Source organism: Cryobacterium sp. N21 (assembly GCF_002929575.1).
Taxonomy (GTDB): Bacteria; Actinomycetota; Actinomycetes; order Actinomycetales; family Microbacteriaceae; genus Cryobacterium; species Cryobacterium flavum.
In genome coordinates this window covers 84,454-101,013 of the sequence record NZ_PJJQ01000033.1, presented here as the reverse complement: position 1 = coordinate 101,013, position 16,560 = coordinate 84,454, and the positions used below count along the sequence as shown (strand labels likewise).

Annotated in this window: 18 protein-coding genes; 5 read left to right on the top strand and 13 right to left on the bottom strand. The window is 66.6% G+C overall.

The window, feature by feature from the left end; all coding sequences use genetic code 11:
• Position 1: 1 nt before the first annotated feature.
• The 3 genes from CXY77_RS10805 to sucC all read right to left on the bottom strand — a co-directional run bounded on the left by CXY77_RS10805 (position 2) and on the right by sucC (position 3,557).
• Positions 2–1,249, bottom strand: a complete 1,248-nt coding sequence (locus tag CXY77_RS10805) for a DUF6350 family protein (protein ID WP_104130056.1) — start codon at positions 1,247–1,249, stop codon at positions 2–4.
• Between the two features lie 237 nt (positions 1,250–1,486).
• Positions 1,487–2,374, bottom strand: coding sequence for a succinate--CoA ligase subunit alpha (sucD, locus tag CXY77_RS10800; protein ID WP_092339322.1), 888 nt, complete (start codon positions 2,372–2,374; stop codon positions 1,487–1,489).
• Between the two features lie 13 nt (positions 2,375–2,387).
• Positions 2,388–3,557 (bottom strand): ADP-forming succinate--CoA ligase subunit beta, encoded by a 1,170-nt coding sequence (sucC, locus tag CXY77_RS10795; protein ID WP_092339324.1) that lies wholly within the window; start codon positions 3,555–3,557, stop codon positions 2,388–2,390.
• A 252-nt stretch (positions 3,558–3,809) separates the two neighbouring features.
• On the opposite strand from sucC, the gene CXY77_RS10790 reads away from it, so the two are divergent.
• Together CXY77_RS10790 and CXY77_RS10785 are read left to right on the top strand one after the other, a co-directional pair.
• Positions 3,810–4,520, top strand: coding sequence for a VIT family protein (locus CXY77_RS10790; RefSeq protein WP_092339326.1), 711 nt, complete (start codon positions 3,810–3,812; stop codon positions 4,518–4,520).
• A gap of 58 nt (positions 4,521–4,578) precedes the next feature.
• Positions 4,579–4,989 carry a DUF3054 domain-containing protein gene (locus CXY77_RS10785; protein WP_104089533.1) on the top strand — a complete coding sequence of 137 codons (411 nt, stop codon included), beginning with the start codon at positions 4,579–4,581 and terminating at the stop codon, positions 4,987–4,989.
• Between the two features lie 19 nt (positions 4,990–5,008).
• Here the strand turns inward: CXY77_RS10785 and CXY77_RS10780 are convergent, their stop codons facing one another.
• A complete protein-coding gene (locus CXY77_RS10780) occupies positions 5,009–5,620 on the bottom strand; it encodes a DUF6518 family protein (protein ID WP_104089531.1) in 612 nt (203 codons plus the stop codon).
• A gap of 66 nt (positions 5,621–5,686) precedes the next feature.
• Complete coding sequence (locus tag CXY77_RS10775; RefSeq protein ID WP_104130055.1) at positions 5,687–6,331, bottom strand: NADPH-dependent F420 reductase; 645 nt, start codon at positions 6,329–6,331, stop codon at positions 5,687–5,689.
• A 133-nt stretch (positions 6,332–6,464) separates the two neighbouring features.
• Here CXY77_RS10775 and CXY77_RS10770 point away from each other — a divergent pair, with 133 nt between their 5' ends.
• Positions 6,465–6,965, top strand: coding sequence for a MarR family winged helix-turn-helix transcriptional regulator (locus tag CXY77_RS10770; RefSeq protein ID WP_104130054.1), 501 nt, complete (start codon positions 6,465–6,467; stop codon positions 6,963–6,965).
• Between the two features lie 154 nt (positions 6,966–7,119).
• Here the strand turns inward: CXY77_RS10770 and CXY77_RS10765 are convergent, their stop codons facing one another.
• From CXY77_RS10765 to CXY77_RS10740, 7 genes are all read right to left on the bottom strand, one after another.
• Positions 7,120–7,962 carry an FAD:protein FMN transferase gene (locus CXY77_RS10765; protein WP_233197348.1) on the bottom strand — a complete coding sequence of 281 codons (843 nt, stop codon included), beginning with the start codon at positions 7,960–7,962 and terminating at the stop codon, positions 7,120–7,122.
• Between the two features lie 9 nt (positions 7,963–7,971).
• Positions 7,972–8,598, bottom strand: coding sequence for an FMN-binding protein (locus CXY77_RS20655; protein WP_233197347.1), 627 nt, complete (start codon positions 8,596–8,598; stop codon positions 7,972–7,974).
• Complete coding sequence (locus CXY77_RS10755; protein WP_233197346.1) at positions 8,595–10,019, bottom strand: ferric reductase-like transmembrane domain-containing protein; 1,425 nt, start codon at positions 10,017–10,019, stop codon at positions 8,595–8,597. The genes CXY77_RS20655 and CXY77_RS10755 overlap by 4 nt, the downstream gene beginning before the upstream one ends.
• A 65-nt stretch (positions 10,020–10,084) precedes the next feature.
• On the bottom strand, positions 10,085–10,243 hold the full coding sequence (locus CXY77_RS20150; protein ID WP_158252816.1) for a hypothetical protein: 159 nt from the start codon (positions 10,241–10,243) through the stop codon (positions 10,085–10,087).
• Between the two features lie 32 nt (positions 10,244–10,275).
• Complete coding sequence (locus CXY77_RS10750) at positions 10,276–10,542, bottom strand: hypothetical protein (protein ID WP_092339336.1); 267 nt, start codon at positions 10,540–10,542, stop codon at positions 10,276–10,278.
• A gap of 88 nt (positions 10,543–10,630) precedes the next feature.
• Positions 10,631–13,168 carry an ATP-dependent helicase gene (locus CXY77_RS10745; RefSeq protein WP_104089527.1) on the bottom strand — a complete coding sequence of 846 codons (2,538 nt, stop codon included), beginning with the start codon at positions 13,166–13,168 and terminating at the stop codon, positions 10,631–10,633.
• 56 nt (positions 13,169–13,224) lie between these two features.
• A complete protein-coding gene (locus CXY77_RS10740; protein WP_092339340.1) occupies positions 13,225–14,286 on the bottom strand; it encodes a glycerophosphodiester phosphodiesterase family protein in 1,062 nt (353 codons plus the stop codon).
• A 198-nt stretch (positions 14,287–14,484) separates the two neighbouring features.
• Here CXY77_RS10740 and CXY77_RS10735 point away from each other — a divergent pair, with 198 nt between their 5' ends.
• Complete coding sequence (locus tag CXY77_RS10735; protein WP_104130053.1) at positions 14,485–15,303, top strand: Bax inhibitor-1/YccA family protein; 819 nt, start codon at positions 14,485–14,487, stop codon at positions 15,301–15,303.
• A gap of 90 nt (positions 15,304–15,393) precedes the next feature.
• Positions 15,394–15,546 (top strand): hypothetical protein, encoded by a 153-nt coding sequence (locus tag CXY77_RS20145; RefSeq protein ID WP_158252815.1) that lies wholly within the window; start codon positions 15,394–15,396, stop codon positions 15,544–15,546.
• Between the two features lie 77 nt (positions 15,547–15,623).
• Here CXY77_RS20145 and CXY77_RS10730 read toward each other — a convergent pair whose 3' ends face one another.
• Positions 15,624–16,538 carry a DMT family transporter gene (locus tag CXY77_RS10730; protein ID WP_104130052.1) on the bottom strand — a complete coding sequence of 305 codons (915 nt, stop codon included), beginning with the start codon at positions 16,536–16,538 and terminating at the stop codon, positions 15,624–15,626.
• Between the last annotated feature and the right edge of the window lie 22 nt (positions 16,539–16,560).

The window sequence follows — 16,560 nt, the reverse complement described above, 5'->3', positions numbered from 1 at the left end:
CTTACCGTTTGGCGGCACGCACCGAGGGGAGCCGAACGCGGCCGGCCAGCATGCCGAGGGCCGCTGCAACGCCGATTTCGGCTGCCGCGAGGGCGCCGACCAGCAGCGGATTTGGCCCGACCAGGGCGAGGCGACCGGGGCCCATGGCGCCCGCCGACCACCAGGCCAACAAGCCGAGGAGCGCCCCGCCGACGACGCCCATGCCCAGTCCGGTGAGCACGTGCTCGAGGCTGGTGCGCTCTGGCGCTCCCCGACGGTCAAGAAATTGCCGGGTCACGACGGCGAGGATAAAGCCCAAGAGCACGGGCACGAGCAGCCCGAGAAAGCCGTAGGCCGGAGTGCCCTGCGGCAGCGCACCGAACAGCGGCAGACCGGGCAGGGTGCCAACCACGGTGCCGATCGGCGAGACGGTGGTGCCGACGCCGAGCGCGATGCCGGGCCCGACGAACCAGGCGGCGGCCCAGATCACCAGGTTGGGAATGAGTGCGAGCTGCGCCAGGGTGATGGTGGCGCCGCCGAAAACGCCGGCCTGAACCGCCTCGTAGAGCCCGATGATGGTCGCGTAGTTGAGGGCGATGAGCGCGGTCACGGCCACAGCCGAAACGATGAGAACGCCGGCGGCGGCGGCGGTTCCGCCGCGCAGGGCGCCCTCGATGACGGTGCGAGTGGTCTGCGGCATGCGCTGGTACCACGAGCGGATGCCGCGACTCACACGGTCCCGACCCTCCACGGCCCCCGCAGCCTTGCGCCGCCCCAGTTCGGCCCCCACCAGAACTCCGGCAGCGTAGACGAGCGTCGGCAGCAGCAGCCCCTGCAGTTGGTTGGGTGCCACCGTTTTCGACACGGCGGACAGGGTCACGAGCGCGGCCAGAATGGCATACGTGCCCACGGCGACGCCGACGCCGGTCCAGCGGTGCGGGGTCTCGGCCGCGCGACGGCCGGTGTGCACGCCCATGAGCACGCTCAGCATGGCGAAACCGAGCGGCACGACCGAGATGAGGAAGGGAGTGTCGGCGCCGGCCAGGCCGAGGGCTGCGGCGACGTCGGGGCCGAGTTGCACCGTGAGGTCGACGCCGTTGCCGAGCAGCCAGATATCGGCGGCCGCCCGCCAGAACACGAACCATTCCACCGACAAGCCGAAATGGGCAGCCCAGAGTACGGTGAGCGGCACCATGGCAATGCCAATACCAATGGCGACAACAAGTAGAGCCTCGAGAGCGGCGAGCAGGGCGGTCGTTATGCGGTTCATCCGTTGCGAGCCTATATCGCCGGGCCGACAATGCTCACCAGCACGCGCCCACGCTGAGCTTCTACCCCGGCCTCCGTTCATAACTGCGGATATTCTGCCGTCGCGGCTCGGGCGCGCGCGAACCGCCGCGTCGTCGCGCGGCCCGCCTCGGGCATCCGCTGAAATATCCGCAGATTGGAACGCCACGCGCGCAAAAGGGGCCCGCCGACGTTCCGGCGAGCCCCTCATTAAAGCGATCTACAGTGCGGCGAGTGCCTCGCGCAGCAGGGTGGCAGCCTCGCTCGGCGTCTTGCCGACCTTGACTCCGGCGGCCTCGAGGGCCTCCTTCTTGCCTTGGGCGGTTCCGGCTCCGTCGGAGACGATGGCGCCGGCGTGGCCCATGGTCTTACCCTCGGGCGCGGTGAAACCGGCCACGTAGCCGATGACCGGCTTCGTTACGTGCGCCTTGATGTACTCGGCGGCCTTCTCTTCAGCGTCGCCGCCGATTTCGCCGATCATGACGATCGCCTTGGTCTCCGGGTCGTTCTCGAAGGCTTCGAGCGCATCGATGTGCGTGGTGCCGATGATGGGGTCGCCACCGATGCCGATCGCGGTGGAGAAGCCCAGGTCGCGCAGTTCGTACATCATCTGGTAGGTCAGCGTGCCCGACTTGGAGACGAGTCCGACCGGGCCCTTGACGGTGATGTTCGCCGGCGTGATGCCGACGAGTGCCTCACCGGGCGTGATGATGCCGGGGCAGTTCGGGCCGATGATGCGGGTCTTGTTGCCCTTTTTGATGGCGTAGGCCCAGAACTCGGCCGAGTCCTGCACGGGAACACCCTCGGTGATGATGACGAGCAGCGGAATCTCGGCGTCAATCGCTTCGATGACGGCGTCCTTGGTGAACACCGGCGGTACGAAGACGATGGAGACGTCGGCGCCGGTCTTCTCGATGGCTTCTTTGACGGTGCCGAAGACGGGGAGTTCAACGTCGCCGTGCACGACAACGCTGCCGGCCTTGCGAGCGTTGACGCCACCGACGACCTGGGTACCGGCCTTGAGCATGAGGGCGGTGTGCTTGGAGCCCTCACCTCCGGTGATGCCCTGAACGATGACCTTGGAGTCCTTGTTGAGGAAGATTGACATTCTGAGTTGTCCCTTACTTCGCTGCGTGGGCGAGTTCGGCGGCCTTGGCGGCGCCCTCGTCCATGGTGGCGGCCAGTGTTACGAGCGGGTGGTTCGCCTCGGAGAGGATGCGACGACCCTCCTCGACGTTGTTGCCGTCGAGGCGCACCACGAGCGGCTTGTTGGCGCTCGAACCGAGCTCGGCGAGCGCGCCCACGATGCCCTTGGCGACGGCGTCACACGCGGTGATACCGCCGAAGACGTTGACGAACACGCTCTTGACCTGCGGGTCACCGAGAATGACGTCGAGGCCGGCGGCCATGACCTCAGCGGATGCTCCGCCCCCGATGTCGAGGAAGTTGGCCGGCTTGACGCTGCCGAAGTTCTCGCCGGCGTAGGCGACGACGTCGAGGGTACTCATGACCAGTCCAGCGCCGTTGCCGATGATGCCGACTTCACCGTCGAGCTTCACGTAGTTGAGGCCGGCAGCCTTGGCCTTGGCTTCGAGCGGGTCAGCCGCAGCGGCATCCTCGAGGAGGGCATGCTTGGGGTGACGGAAGTCGGCGTTCTCGTCGATCGTGACCTTGCCGTCGAGCGCGATGATGTCGCCCTCTTCGGTGAGGACGAGCGGGTTGACCTCGACCAGGGTCGCGTCTTCACCCTTGAATACGTTGTACAGCTTGACGAAGACCGGAGCGACTTTGTCGACGAGGTCGGCCGGGAACTTGGCGTCGATCGCGATCTGCTTCGCAACGGCGAGGTCGATGCCGACCATCGGGTCGACGGCCGTGTAGGCGAGCGCTTCGGGCTTCTCGACAGCGAGAACTTCGATCTCCACGCCACCCTCGTAGCTGGCGAGCGACAGGTAGGACCGGTTGGACCGGTCCAGCAGCACGGAGAAGTAGAACTCCGCCTTGATGCGGGCGCCGCCGGCCACCATGACGCGGTGAACGGTGTGGCCCTTGATGTCCAGGCCCAGAATGTCGCGACCGGCGGCCTCGGCGTCATCCGGAGTCTTAGCTACCTTGACGCCGCCGGCCTTGCCGCGGCCGCCAACCTTGACCTGTGCCTTGACGACGACAACGCCACCGAGCTTCTCGGCCGCTGCACGTACTTCGGCGGGGGTGTCCGCGATGATGCCCGGCAGAACCGGCACACCATATTCCTCAAAGAGGTCTCTCGCTTGGTACTCGTAAAGATCCACGCTGCTCTTCCAATCCGCGTCTTGGCGATCACACCGCCGGTGAAGATATATGAGGTTGTTGGTAACAGCAGTCCGGCCGTAAATTAGCTCGACATCAAGACATACTGGCCCTTGAAAACTCTATCGCGTGAATTGAACGTCACGGCGCACACCATAGGCGCCCGAAACGGCGCTGTGCCGCCACAAAATGCCAGCGCGAAGGCTAGCCACACCTTGCTGGACGACGCCGCCACCGAGTGCTTATCTAGTGCTATGACTGATCTTGCTCAAGCGGTGGAACCGCACGCCGCCGGGCTCGCCTCCCGGCTGAACTGGTTGCGCGCCGGTGTTCTGGGCGCGAATGACGGCATCGTCTCCGTCGCCGCCCTCGTCGTCGGAGTCGCCGCCGCGACCACCGATTCCAATGTGATTCTCATCGCCGGTGTCGCGAGCCTGCTCGCCGGCGCGATTTCGATGGCCCTCGGCGAGTATGTGTCGGTGAGCAGCCAGCGCGACTCCGAACGCGCCCTCATCGCCAAAGAAACCTGGGAACTCGAGAACGAGCCCGACGAGGAACTCGCCGAACTGGCCGGATTCTACGAGGCCAAGGGGCTCTCCAGCCAGACCGCCCAACAGGTGGCAATCGAGCTCACCGAGCATGACGCCCTCGCCGCGCACCTCGAAGTCGAGCTGCACATCACCGAGCAGGATGTGTCGAATCCCTGGCACGCGGCGTACGCATCCGCTATCGCATTCACCGTCGGCGCTGCACTGCCCCTGCTCGCCGTGCTGCTGCCACCGGCCGAGTGGCGCATCGGAGCCACTTTCTTCGCGGTGCTGGTGGCCCTCGTCATCACCGGCTGGCTCAGCGCCCACCTCGGCAACAGCCCCAAGCCGCGCGCCATCGCCCGCATCGTCATCGGCGGCATTCTCGCCCTCGCGGTGACCTATGTCATCGGTGCGCTGATCGGCGGCGGCATCTAAGACGATGGCTCACAGGCAACTCCGGGTTACGCCCTCATCGCGTGGATAGGCTGAAAATATGGCATCACTGCACATCGGGGCTGGCCCCATTCCTCGATCATCAATCCGCACCGCTGGCGTGCTCGACGCGGTCCTCGTTCTGGCCTTCGCCGCGATCGGCCGTCTCAGCCACGGCGAAAGCCTGGCCGGCATCGGCGTGACCTACTGGCCGTTCCTCGGCGGTCTGATCATCGGCTGGCTGGTGCTGCGTGCCTGGCGTCACCCACGCACGATCGTCTGGACCGGCATCGGCATCTGGATCGCCACCGTGGCCGGCGGCCTGCTGCTGCGCCTGGCCAGCGGCCAGGGCGTGCAGCTCAGTTTCGCGATCGTCACGACTATCGTGCTCGGCGTGTTCCTGCTCGGCTGGCGGGCCATCGCCGCGCTCGTGCAGCACGCCTCTCGCCAGCAGATGCCGACCCCCGCCTAGTCTGTCGGCCGCAACGGTTCTAGCCGGCGGCGATTGCGTCAAAGAGCAGGTAGACGCCGAACAGGCTGGCCGCCATCAGAGCGGCCAGCGCGAGCGCCACTGCCCGGTCTGGCCAGCGGCGACCTCCGCCGAGAGCCAGGAGCAGGCCCAGGGCGCCCTCGCCCCACCACTGCGGGCCGCCGATCAGCAGCGCGCCGTAGAACGCCTCGCCGAGGACGAGCCCGCTCATCACGGCCAAACCCAATCGGTGCGCGAGCGGATGCCGTCGGCCGGCCAGGCCACCCGCCAGCCCACACAGCGCGCCGGCGCCGATGGCGACGATCCCCCACAGCACGAGCACGCGGGGTGGCTGCGACTCCGGGCCGAGCACGGCCCAGGTTGCGACCATCGCCACCAGCGCGGTCACGCCAAGCAGGATCGCGCGCGACCCGCGGGTTCGGGTCAGCGCTGCAACGGTGAACGGAAGCAGGCCCCACAGCGCGCTGGTGTTGGCGAGCGTGGTCCACGGCTCCGGCAGCACTGCATACAGCGCGCGGGCCAGCAGCCCGGTCGCGATCCCGGCGCCGACCGCCACGAGCAGACTGCGGGCGAGCGTCGCTGGCCGACGCATCCGTTCGTCGGTCAGGGTCATGCTGCGAGCCTAGGGTGTTGCACGCCGCCTCCTGGGCGGGCGGGCGGCGCCCAGCCGGATCTGCGCCTAGGCGAGCACCTTGAGGCCGGTGTTCCAGTTGTACGAGGCGTGTGCCGGGTTGACCTGCAGGGTCATGATGAGCAGTTGGAAGCCCTCGAGCTCGCGGGCGCGACGCAGCGGTCCAACATCGATGGGGTTGAGTCCGGCGTCGGCGACGAACGACTCGACGGCGGCTTTGGCCGTGTCGGAGTCACTCGCGACGAACACGTCGAGCGGCTGGCCGGCGACCGACCCGGTGACGAGCGTGCCAGCGAAGGTCGTGTTGAAGGCCTTAACGATGTTGACGCCGTCAGCGGCGAGCTTGGCGAGCTCTTCGGCCGCTGAGGTGCCGGGGGCGACGGTGAGGGAGTCGAAGGTCGTGAAGTCGATCGGGTTGGTGATGTCGATCACGGTCTTGCCGGCGAGTGCGGCGCCGTAGCCGGTCACAAGGGTGCGAGCCGCGTCGTAGGGAACGGCGAGCACGACGATGTCGCCGTCGACGGCAGCGAAGTCGACCGGGCCGCTGGTAACGGATGCCCCGAGTTCGGCAGCGAGCGCCGCCGCCTTGGCCAGGTCCTGGCCGAGAATCTGCACGCTGCGGCCGGCCGCCACTGCACGGGTTCCGATGCCGCGAGCCATGTTGCCGCTGCCGATGATAACGATGTCAGTCATTAGAATTCTCTTTCTATTGGGGGGGTGAGGCCTGTTGGTCATGTTCACGATGTGGATGTTACTTACTTGAAGCAACAACTAAAACCTAGGGCTTTTTAGTTGAAACGTCAAGTCAACTGGTAGATTGTCTGTTATGACTTCCCCTCCCCAACGCACCCCGGAGCCGCGCTGGCTCACCGAGGACGAGCGCATCGCCTGGCTGCGCCTGATGGCGGTCACGATGCTGCTCCCGGCCCGCCTGGAGTCCGAGCTGAAACGTGACGCCGGCCTCAGCCACTTCGAGTACTACGTGCTCGCCATGATCTCCGAGAACGACGAACACTCGTTGCCGCTCAGTGAACTCGCCTCACGCACCAACTCCTCCCTCTCCCGGCTCTCGCACGTGCTCACCCGCCTGGAAACGCAGGGCTACATCACCCGCTGTGCCTCGCAAGCGGATGCCCGCGCCTCCCTGGCCCGCCTCACCGAAACGGGCTGGCAGAAGGTCGTCGCCAGCGCTCCCGGCCACGTCGATGAGGTGCGCACCGTGGTGTTCGACCCGCTCACCGCCCGCCAGGTCGGCCAGCTCAGCGAGATCTGCGGTCGACTGCTCGGCACCCTCGACCCCGACCACCGCCTGCTCGATAACGACTGACCAAGCACGACCGGTCAGCCACGACCGAACAGCTGATCAGTACCGGTCGTCGTTGTCGAAGTCGAGATCGGCGTAGGCGTCTGGATCCAGATCGAGGTCGAAGCTGCGGTCGATCAAGCGCCAGGTACAAACTGTCCGGGCAGTCTGAAATGACCTATTCGGCCCGGCGCAGCCCCGGTGTCGCGAGCAACTGGCCGTCACGCAACACGGCGAGAACATCGATGGGAAAGCGCTCGGTCATTTCGTTCAGCGTCGCCTCGCCGCCAGCCACGATCGCCGTCGCGAGCACGTCGGCCGTGACGATATCGGCGGCAAAAACGCTCACCTGGCGAAACGGCGACGGCTCACCGTTCAACGCCGTCCAGATGTGCTCGCCGCGTTCCGCGCTGCCCGAGGTGGCCACGGCTCGAAGCGGATGCCGCAGCGGCACGCTCGCAATCACGTCACCCCGATCGAATGGATTGACGATCGCCACGACCCATTCGAGGTGCTCGGTCACCGCGGCCGGCGCCGCCACTCGATGCCCGGTCGGCATCGCACTGTCGGCGGACTCCCACGCCTCAAATCGTTCGCCCGGCTGACCACTGACCAGCACGTCACCGCCGGCGTTGATCGACCAGTCGGCGAAGCCGCTCGCGATCAGGGCCGCCCCGGCTTCGGCGATGGCGAGCGCCTTGACCACCCCGGACAGGTCGATCACGCCATCCGCACGATGCGGAGTGAATACGCCCCGGGTGCGATCCCGCCAGTCCAGCGTGAGGGCGTAACAGTTGCGCAGGCTCTCACTCGCGTCGGTCAAACGGATGTCCCCGCGCGCGACCCGAGACAGCTCCGAGTCGTCTCGGTAGAGGCTGAATTGCTGATCCCAGCGCCGAAACACTGTCTCGACCAGGTCACCGGCAGCGGTATCGGCAGCGAAATCGCCGAGTCGCAAACTGACGACGGTGCCCATCGTTGCAAAGGTGAGCGCGGGCATCCGCTCAGAGTCGCGGCACACGGCAGGCACCTAGAACCCGGCCGTATCGAGGGCCGACTGCAGCGACCGCAGGTAGCCCTGGGTCGTGTAGGTGGCGCCACTCACGTTTTGCACGCTCGCGGATTGGGCCGCGAGCACCTCGGAGCGCAAGATCGGCGCGGCCTGGTTGCTGATGGCAACCGATCGGCCGCCACGGTTGGTCAGCTGCAGCGGAGTGACCTCGGTGATCGCCCCGTTGGCGATCGTCACGGACACCTGCATGTTGCCGAACTGGGTGGCGACGACCGAGCCGGTGAAGCTTCCCGATTGCGACGATGCGGTCGCCGCGGTGGCTGCAACCGCGTTGGCAGCCGCAGCTGCGTCGGCCGCGGCTGTTGCTACTGCCGCCGCATCCGCTGCTGCCTTCGTCGAGGCAGCAGTGTTGGCGGCATCGGCCTGGGCTTGGGCTGTGGCCGCAGCGTCGGCGGCCGCTTTCGCGGTCGCTGCGGCCTGGGCGGCGGCATCCGTTGCGGCCGAGGCGGCGGCGGTGGCTGCGCCGGTACCGGTGGCTGCGGTCAGGCTCTGCGAGGCGTCGATAGCCTGCGAGCCGAGCTGCCAGCCGATGCCGACGATCGAGACGGAGGCCAGTGCGGCCAGTGCTACGGCACGTGCTCTCACCAGTCAAACCTTTCGTAGTGGATCTGCTTCTTGGGGACCCCGCCGGCGCGGGCGTCTCGCACAACGGCGTCGGTCCACGGGCGGGGACCGCAGATGTAGATATCGCAGTGGAGCAGTTCGGGCACGATCTTGCGCAGGGTGATGCCGGCGCGGGCGGCATCCGCTGGCAGCCAGGTACTCACGCCCTTGGGACGTTTTCCGGCGATGATGCGCAGTTCAGCGCCGCGCACCCGGCACAGGTCGGTCAGCTCGTCGACCAGGTAAGCATCGCCGAGGCTGTGCGAGCGCAGCAGCACGGTGGCGTTGCCCGGCGCGAACGATACCGTTTCCAGCAGCGAGCGGATGGGGGCGACGCCGATGCCGGCGGCGATCAAGACAACGCGGGGCGACGTGCGAGCGTTCTCGGTGAAGAGCCCGTACGGGCCTTCGAAGCTCACTCGGGTGCCGCGCTTCAGCTGCGGAAGCTGCTGCGAGGCATCGCCGAGACCGCGCACCGTGATGCGCAGTCCGCGCTCGCTCGGCGCTGACGACAGGGAGAAGGGGTGCGCCTGCCACCAGAGTCCGTGGGACCAGAACCGCCAGACGAAGAACTGCCCGGAGGTCGCCCGGAGTTTGTCCAGCTGCCGGCCGGTCAGTGTGATGGAGACCACGCCCGGAGCGACGGCGTCGATGCGGTCGACGATCAGCTGATGACGCAATGACCGGGAGACCGGAAGCAGAAAGCGAAACACGATGATGGAGCCGGCGACCGCCACGTAGAGGGCGAGCCAGTAGTAGCGGGCAATGGCCCCCTCGCTGAGCAGGTTGCCGATGCTCAGCTGGTGCGGGATGGCGGCCAGCACCGAGAGGTAGGCGAGTAGGTGCACGGCGTGCCAGGCCTCGTAGCGAAACTTACGGCGCACGACCACGAGCGAGGTGATCACGACACCGAGCATGAGCGCGAGGCCGAGGAAGGCGAGCGGCATGTCGGGCAGGGTCGTGAACATGTTCCAGACCTCGACGAACACGTTCACGTTTTCGGCGAGGGCATAGCCGGTGATGAGCAGCGCCGCGTGGCCGAGGATGAGATAGAGGGCGGGCTTGCCGAGCGACTGGTGCACGGCCATGGCTTGGTCGTGTCCGAAAGCGCGGTCGATCGGGGGCAGCCGCGCGGCCAGCACGAGCATCACGAGCAGCAGGTCGGTTCCGACCAGTCCGGCGACGATTCCGAGCGAGGTGAAAGCGTCGGCCGGAGCGGAGAACTTGGCTGCTCCCCCGTCGGCGAGAAAGATGGCGATGACGATGGCGACCGACGCCACGCAGAGAATCTGCAGGCTGTCGGCGAGGCGCATCCGCTTCTGGTAGGCGGGATGCTGCAACGCCGTACGGGTGCGGCGTGTGGGCGCCTGGCCGGTTCGGTTGGTGCGCGTGTCGAGGCTCATGAGTAGAGCATCGACCGGGGGGCCATCGAACAGCTATCGATAACCTGTGAACAGTCTGTGTGTCGTCAATGCCTGTTTTTCAGCCGGACTCTCGCCCGCGCGAGCAGCACGATCACCAGGGCGAAGACGCGGCGCAGCACGGTCTCGAGCACGCGATCGACCAGCAGCGCCGGAACCGGTACCGGGCTGGTGAGGTGCAGCACGGTGAGGGCGAGCGGGGTCACGAACAGCAGGGCGGCGCCGTAGTGTCGGCCGATCAGAATCTCGGCGCCGAGCTGGCCTGACGGGCCGGGCAGCAGATGATCGCGAGCATGAGTGTGCCGGCAACGGTGACCGTGCGCAGCCGCACCCGGTAGGGCTCGTTCCGGCCGAACAGCGCTGTCATGGCGCCGAAGGCCGCGTAGGCGGCCCAGTCGAGCTGGCCGGTGAGCACGAGAACGGTGAGTGGCAGCGCGGCGGCGACCGCTGCCCGGGTGGCGACCTCGAACTGGAAGGAGCGCAGGTTGAGCGCCCACTGCCTCAAGGATTCGGGCTGGCGCAAGGAATCGGGCTGGCGCAGGGATTCGGGCTGGCCCGGTTCCGGCCCTGGCGCGGGTTGAACGGGGTGCTCGCTAGATCTTTTCGATCGGGGCGATCTTGATCAACAGCTTTTTGGCGCCCGCAGTGTCGAACTGCACGTGCGCGATGCGCTTGGTACCTTCGCCGGTGACCTGGTTGACCCGGCCCTCGCCGAAGTCGTGGTGGCGAATGCGGTCACCCGCCTGAAGCTCGAGGCCACCGTTGTCGCGCACCGTTCCGGTGATCTTGTTCGCCCACTCCGTCTTCGGCTTGCCGGGCGGCAGGCCGACCGGTTGTTTGCTGGTGCCGTAGCTGCTGCGCCCGCCGTAACCATCGTTCGAGCCGGTGCCCAGTGAATTACCGAACCCACCGAAGCCACCGTCGCGTCGCGCATTGAGGGCTCGCGGCTGGGTGCCACCACGGGAATTGGCCATGCCCGGCGACTGCTTCCAGTCGATCAGGTCGGCCGGAATCTCCTGTAGGTATCGACTCGGCATGGCCACGTTGATGTCGCCGAACTGAGCGCGGGTCATGGCGAGGGAGAGGTAAAGCCGTTTGCGGGCGCGGGTGATGCCCACGTAGAACAGGCGGCGTTCCTCGGCCGGGCCGCCGGGCTCGTTCGCCGACATCTGGTGCGGAAGCAGCCCCTCTTCCACTCCGGTGAGGAACACTGCCTCGTATTCGAGGCCCTTCGCGGTGTGCAGGGTCATCAGGGATACGGTTCCCGAGGCATCGTCGAGGTCGTCGGCGGCGGCCACGAGTGACACCTGGGTGAGAAAGTCGACGAGACCGCCGTCGGGGTTCTCCTTGTTGAAGTCCTTGGTCTGGGCCACGAGCTCTTCGATGTTCTCGGCGCGCACCTCGTCTTGCGGATCGCGGCTGTTTCGTAAGCCGGCGAGCAGCCCGCTGCCGTTCAACAGAAATTCGAGCACTTCGGAGACGTTGGCACCGCCGACCGGCACGCCGTCGTCGGTGACCGAGGTCGGTACCAGCATGAGCGCGGCGGCATCGAGCAGTTCGGCAAGTTTGAGGATGGCGCCGGTCACCTTGGGGCCGAGGCCGAGCGCGGCGGAATTGCGCATGGCTTGGCGAAAGGTGAGTTCGTTGTCGTCGGCGAAGCTCGACAGACCGGTTTCGGTGGCCGGGCCGATGCCGCGCTTCGGGGTGTTGAGGATGCGGCGCAGGGCGAGTTCGTCGACCGGGTTGGCGACGGCGATGAGGTAGGCCAGGGCGTCCTTGATCTCGGCCCGCTCGTAGAACTTGGTGCCGCCGACCACCCGGTAGGGGGTCGCGGAGCGCACCAGGATTTCTTCGAGCGCTCGGGTCTGGGCGTTGGTGCGGTAGAACACGGCCATGTCTCGGTAGGCCATGCCGGCCGCGTGCAGCACCTGGATTTCGTCGGAGACGAACTGGGCTTCGTCGTGCCCGGAGTAGGCGGTGAAGCCGACGATCTTCTCGCCGTCGCCGCCGGCGCTCCACAATTTCTTGTCTGTACGGTCGAAGTTGTGGCCGATCACGGCGTTCGCCGCCGAGAGAATATTCTGGGTCGACCGGTAGTTCTGCTCGAGCAGAATCACCCTAGCGCCCGGGTAGTCCCGCTCGAACCCGCTGATGTTGCGGGTGTCGGCGCCACGGAAGGCGTAGATCGATTGGTCGGAATCGCCGACCACGGTGAGTGACGCCCCGGGGATGGCGCCGGACGCGTCGCGCAGGTTGCGCACGTGCACGCCGTCGTCTTCCATCTCCTGGGCGAGCTCGGGCGTGACCGGTCGGGTGAGCTCGTGCACGAGGGCGTACTGGGCGTGGTTGGTGTCCTGGTATTCGTCGACCAGCAGGTGCCGAAAGCGGCGCCGGTAGAGCGCGGCGACCTTGGGAAAAGCACGGAACAGGTAGACCGTCTCGCCGATGAGGTCGTCGAAGTCGAGCGCGCTCGCTGCGCGCAGTCGGGCCTGGTACTGCCGAAAAATCTCGACGAACATGACCTCCTGCGGGTCGCTCATGTTGGCGTTGCGCGCATAGGAATCGGCATCGGCGAGCTCGTTCTTGAGCTTGGAGATCTTGGCGCCCGCTGACCCCGGCGTGAATCCGTAGGTATCGGCGTCGAGGCCCTTGATGATGCGCTTGAGCGTGACCTTGGTGTCGGCCGAGTCGTAGATGCTGAACGTGCTGGACAGGCCGATCTTTTCGGCTTCGCGGCGCAGGATGCGCACGCAGGAGGAGTGGAAGGTGCTGATCCACATGCCGTCTGAGCCCTGCCCGAGGATGGCGTGCACCCGCTCGCGCATCTCGGCGGCGGCCTTATTGGTAAAGGTAATCGCGAGAATCTGGCTCGGCCAGGCATCGCGGGTTTCGAGCAGGCTCGCGACGCGACGGGTGAGCACACTGGTCTTGCCCGACCCGGCGCCAGCGATGATGAGCAAGGCCTGGCCGCGGTATTCCACGGCCTCTTTCTGCTGCGGGTTGAGCCCGTCAAGCAAGGGACTCTGCTGCGTACCGCCCGGGCCTGCATACCCATTGGAATCGAGAATGATCGGCGTGGCCGAGCGGCCGGTGGTGACGGGTGCGGATTCCGCGTTCAGAGGTGTGGTCATGTCGGTTTCCAGTGTAGGCGAGGCCCCTGACACGAGGCCGGGATGACGCCCACGGGTCAGCGCCGCTCGTCGCGCACGTGCACGGCCAGATCGGGGTGGTCGGCGAACACCCCGTCGACGCCCGAGTCGAAAATCAGGCGAAACTCGGATTGCCAGTGGCCGAAATCCGCCTTTCGGGTGCCGCTCTGAAAGGTTGTCTCCAGAAACTTGTTCTCCGGGCGCAAAGTCCAGCAGTAGACCTCCAGTCCGGCGGCGTGCGCATCCTCGACCAGAGCGGAGGCCCCGATCACGTCACCCGCGTCATCCGTTTTGAGGATGAGCGACTTGGGAACGCTGATGCCGTCCACCCCGATGTCACTCGTGGCCGTGCTCGAGCCCATGCTGCTGCGGGAGCCGCCGGCCGAGCGGCCCGCCGCCAGGCTCGAGAGCCCGCCAGCGGTGAGGTGGGCGGCGTAGCTGAGCGCACCGGCCCCGTACTCGGCGAGTTGGTCGGCCGGGTGCCCCTGGTCTTCGAGCAGAAAGATGCGTTTGCCACGCACGCCCTGGGCCCGAACCTGCGCGAGCACGCTCGGTTCGAAGCTCTCCACGGTGAGCCGGTCGGTGTTCCAGCCTGCGGCGGAGACCTCGGCGGCGAACAGCTCGGGCAGTGGCAGGTCGAGGCTCGCGAAGTAGTTGCTGTGCTTAATTTCGGCCACGATACCGAGCACCCGGTCGGTGTGTTCGGCTGCGTCATCGACCAGGTCGAACAGGTCGCGCAGGCGCAGGATCGGCTGTTGGTCGTCGAAGGTGGTGTTGCCCTGCCGCAGGGCGGGCAGTCGTTCCCTGGCCCGCAGGGTGCGCAGTTCGTCCCAGGTGAAGTCCTCGGTGAACCAGCCGGTGACGAGCGTTCCGTCGATGTGTTTCTCGGTGCGGCGAGCGGAGAATTCGGCGCGGGTGGCGACATCCGTTGTGCCGGAGATCTCGTTTTCGTGGCGGATCACCAGCACCCCGTCGCGGGTGGCGACGAGGTCGGGTTCGACCGCGTCGGCGCCGAGGCCGAAGGCGAGGTCGAATGCGCTGCGGGTGTGCTCGGGCCGGTGCCCGCTCGCCCCGCGGTGGCCAATCACGATCGGTTGCATGGTTTCAGGCTAACAACGGGGCCAGAACGGATGCTGGGGGCCGGCATCCGCTCACAGCGAAATGGGTGCGAAACACCGCCTGCAATGCTGCAAATCGGCTGATCCCCTGCACATTCGCACGTGCTCTCGGGTACCGTGGAGGAAGTGCCGCACCAGGCGCACCCAAACTCCACCAGCTGATTGTGAGTACAGCAACACATGGCATCCTCCAACCCCGCTTTCTCCCGCAACGAGGCGTTCGGCCCTCGCGGCGCAGTGGCGTCGTCGCAGGCCCTCTCGGACAACGATCTGCAGTCGATGTACAACCGGCCCTCGGCCGGTGCGCAGGACACCGAACGCATGACCTACGAAGACACCATCACCAAGACCGGCCTCGGCTTCGCGCTGCTGCTCGTCGCGGCAATGATCTCCTGGGTTGCTACCCCGGTGCTCCCGTTCCTGTTCATTCTGGGTGCCATCGCCGGTTTCGTGCTCGGTCTGGTCAACACCTTCAAGAAGGAGCCGTCCGCTCCGCTCATTCTCGCCTTCGCCGGGGCCCAGGGCCTGTTCGTCGGCGGCATCTCGCGCGTCTTCGAGGACCTCTACGGGGGCGTCGTGATGCAGGCGGTTCTCGCCACCCTCGTAGTCGTCGGTGTCACGCTCGCCCTGTTCAAGAGCGGCAAGATCCGCGCCTCGAAGAAGGCCACCAAGATCTTCCTGGTCGCCATGATCGGCTACGCCGCGTTCTCGCTGATCAACTTCGGCATGATGCTGTTCGGCGCCACCGACCAGGCCTTCGGCATGCGCAGCCAGAGCATTAGCATTCTCGACTTCGACATCAAGCTCGGCATCCTCATCGGCCTGCTCGCTGTACTCCTGGCCGCGTACTCGCTCGTGCTCGACTTCGACTTCATCCAGAAGGGCGTCAACAACCGCCTGCCGCGCAAGTACGGCTGGACCGGCGCGTTCGGCATCATCATGACCGTCGTCTGGCTCTACGTCGAAATGCTGCGCATCTTCGTGCTGACCCGCGAGTAGCGGCATCCGCTTGATCAGGCGCCCTCGTTATTTCGGAACGGGGGCGCTTTTTCGTACCCCACGCACGCCACACTGTGGTTGGCTTAAGCAATGAGTTTCACTGACCTGCACGCGCTGCTTCCCCTCGAATCCACCGGCGTGAACGCCACGTTCGGCTACATCGGCAGCGGCATCGTGCTCCTCGGGCTCGCCTGGGTGGTCGTGCTCGCCATCCGCCGCTACCTCAAAGCGCCCAAAGACTGACTAAACGGATGCCCGCGCCGGGGTCATCCCATGTGCGCCCCCAATATCGGCAGTCGCTACGCCGGTTACCGTAGCGGTCACCCGTTTCGGGCGCGGCCACGGGCAAACCTGGGTCGATGCAGGGAGAAACCGCGTTTCGGGGTCCTGGCGACGATGACGGCCGCGATCGAGCCGAGCACGATGACGATTCCCGCGATCTGAATCGGGGCAAGGTGCTCTCCGGCGATCGCCCAGCCGAGCACGATGGCCACGACGGGGCTCAGCAGGCCGAGGAATGCGATGGTGCTCGCGGGCAGGCGCGCAATGCCGTGGAACCAGGCGACGTAGGCGAATGCCGTGCCGGCCACAGCGAGGTACGCGTAGCCGGCGAGGTTGGCCACGGTCAACGGCGTGGTCGGAAGGCCTTCGAGCAGGAGCAAAACGGGCAGCAGGCTGAGCCCGCCCGCCATGAGCTGCCACGAGGTCGTCGCCAGCAGCGGCGCCGGCTGCCCCCACTTCTTGGAGAGCACGATGCCCGAGGCCATGCAGACCGTGCCGCCGACAGCGGCCAGGATCCCGATAGCGTCAAGCCTCGCCTGCGATTGGAGCACGATGAGGCTGACGCCGAAGGCACCGGTCGCGCCGCTCGCCAGAACGCGTCCGGTCATCCTCTCGTGCAGCACGCGACTGGCGAGCAATGCGACCACGAGCGGCTGCAGGCCTCCGACGATGGCGGCCACTCCGCCAGGGAGCCGGTAGGCCGCGATGAAGAGCAGCGCGAAGAACGCCCCGATGTTGAGCACGCCGAGCACCCAGGACTTCCACCACCATTCGCCGCGCGGCAATCGGCGGCAGAGCACCAGGAGCAGCAGCCCTGCGGGGAGCGCGCGCAGGAATGCCGCGAGCAGCGGCCGATCCGCGGGCAGCAACGCCGTCGTCGTCAGATAGGTGGTTCCCCAAAGAACGGGAGCCAGGGCGGTGGTCGCCAACAGAAGGAATCGGTTGCTAAGCACTTAGCTATTATAGCTAAGTGCT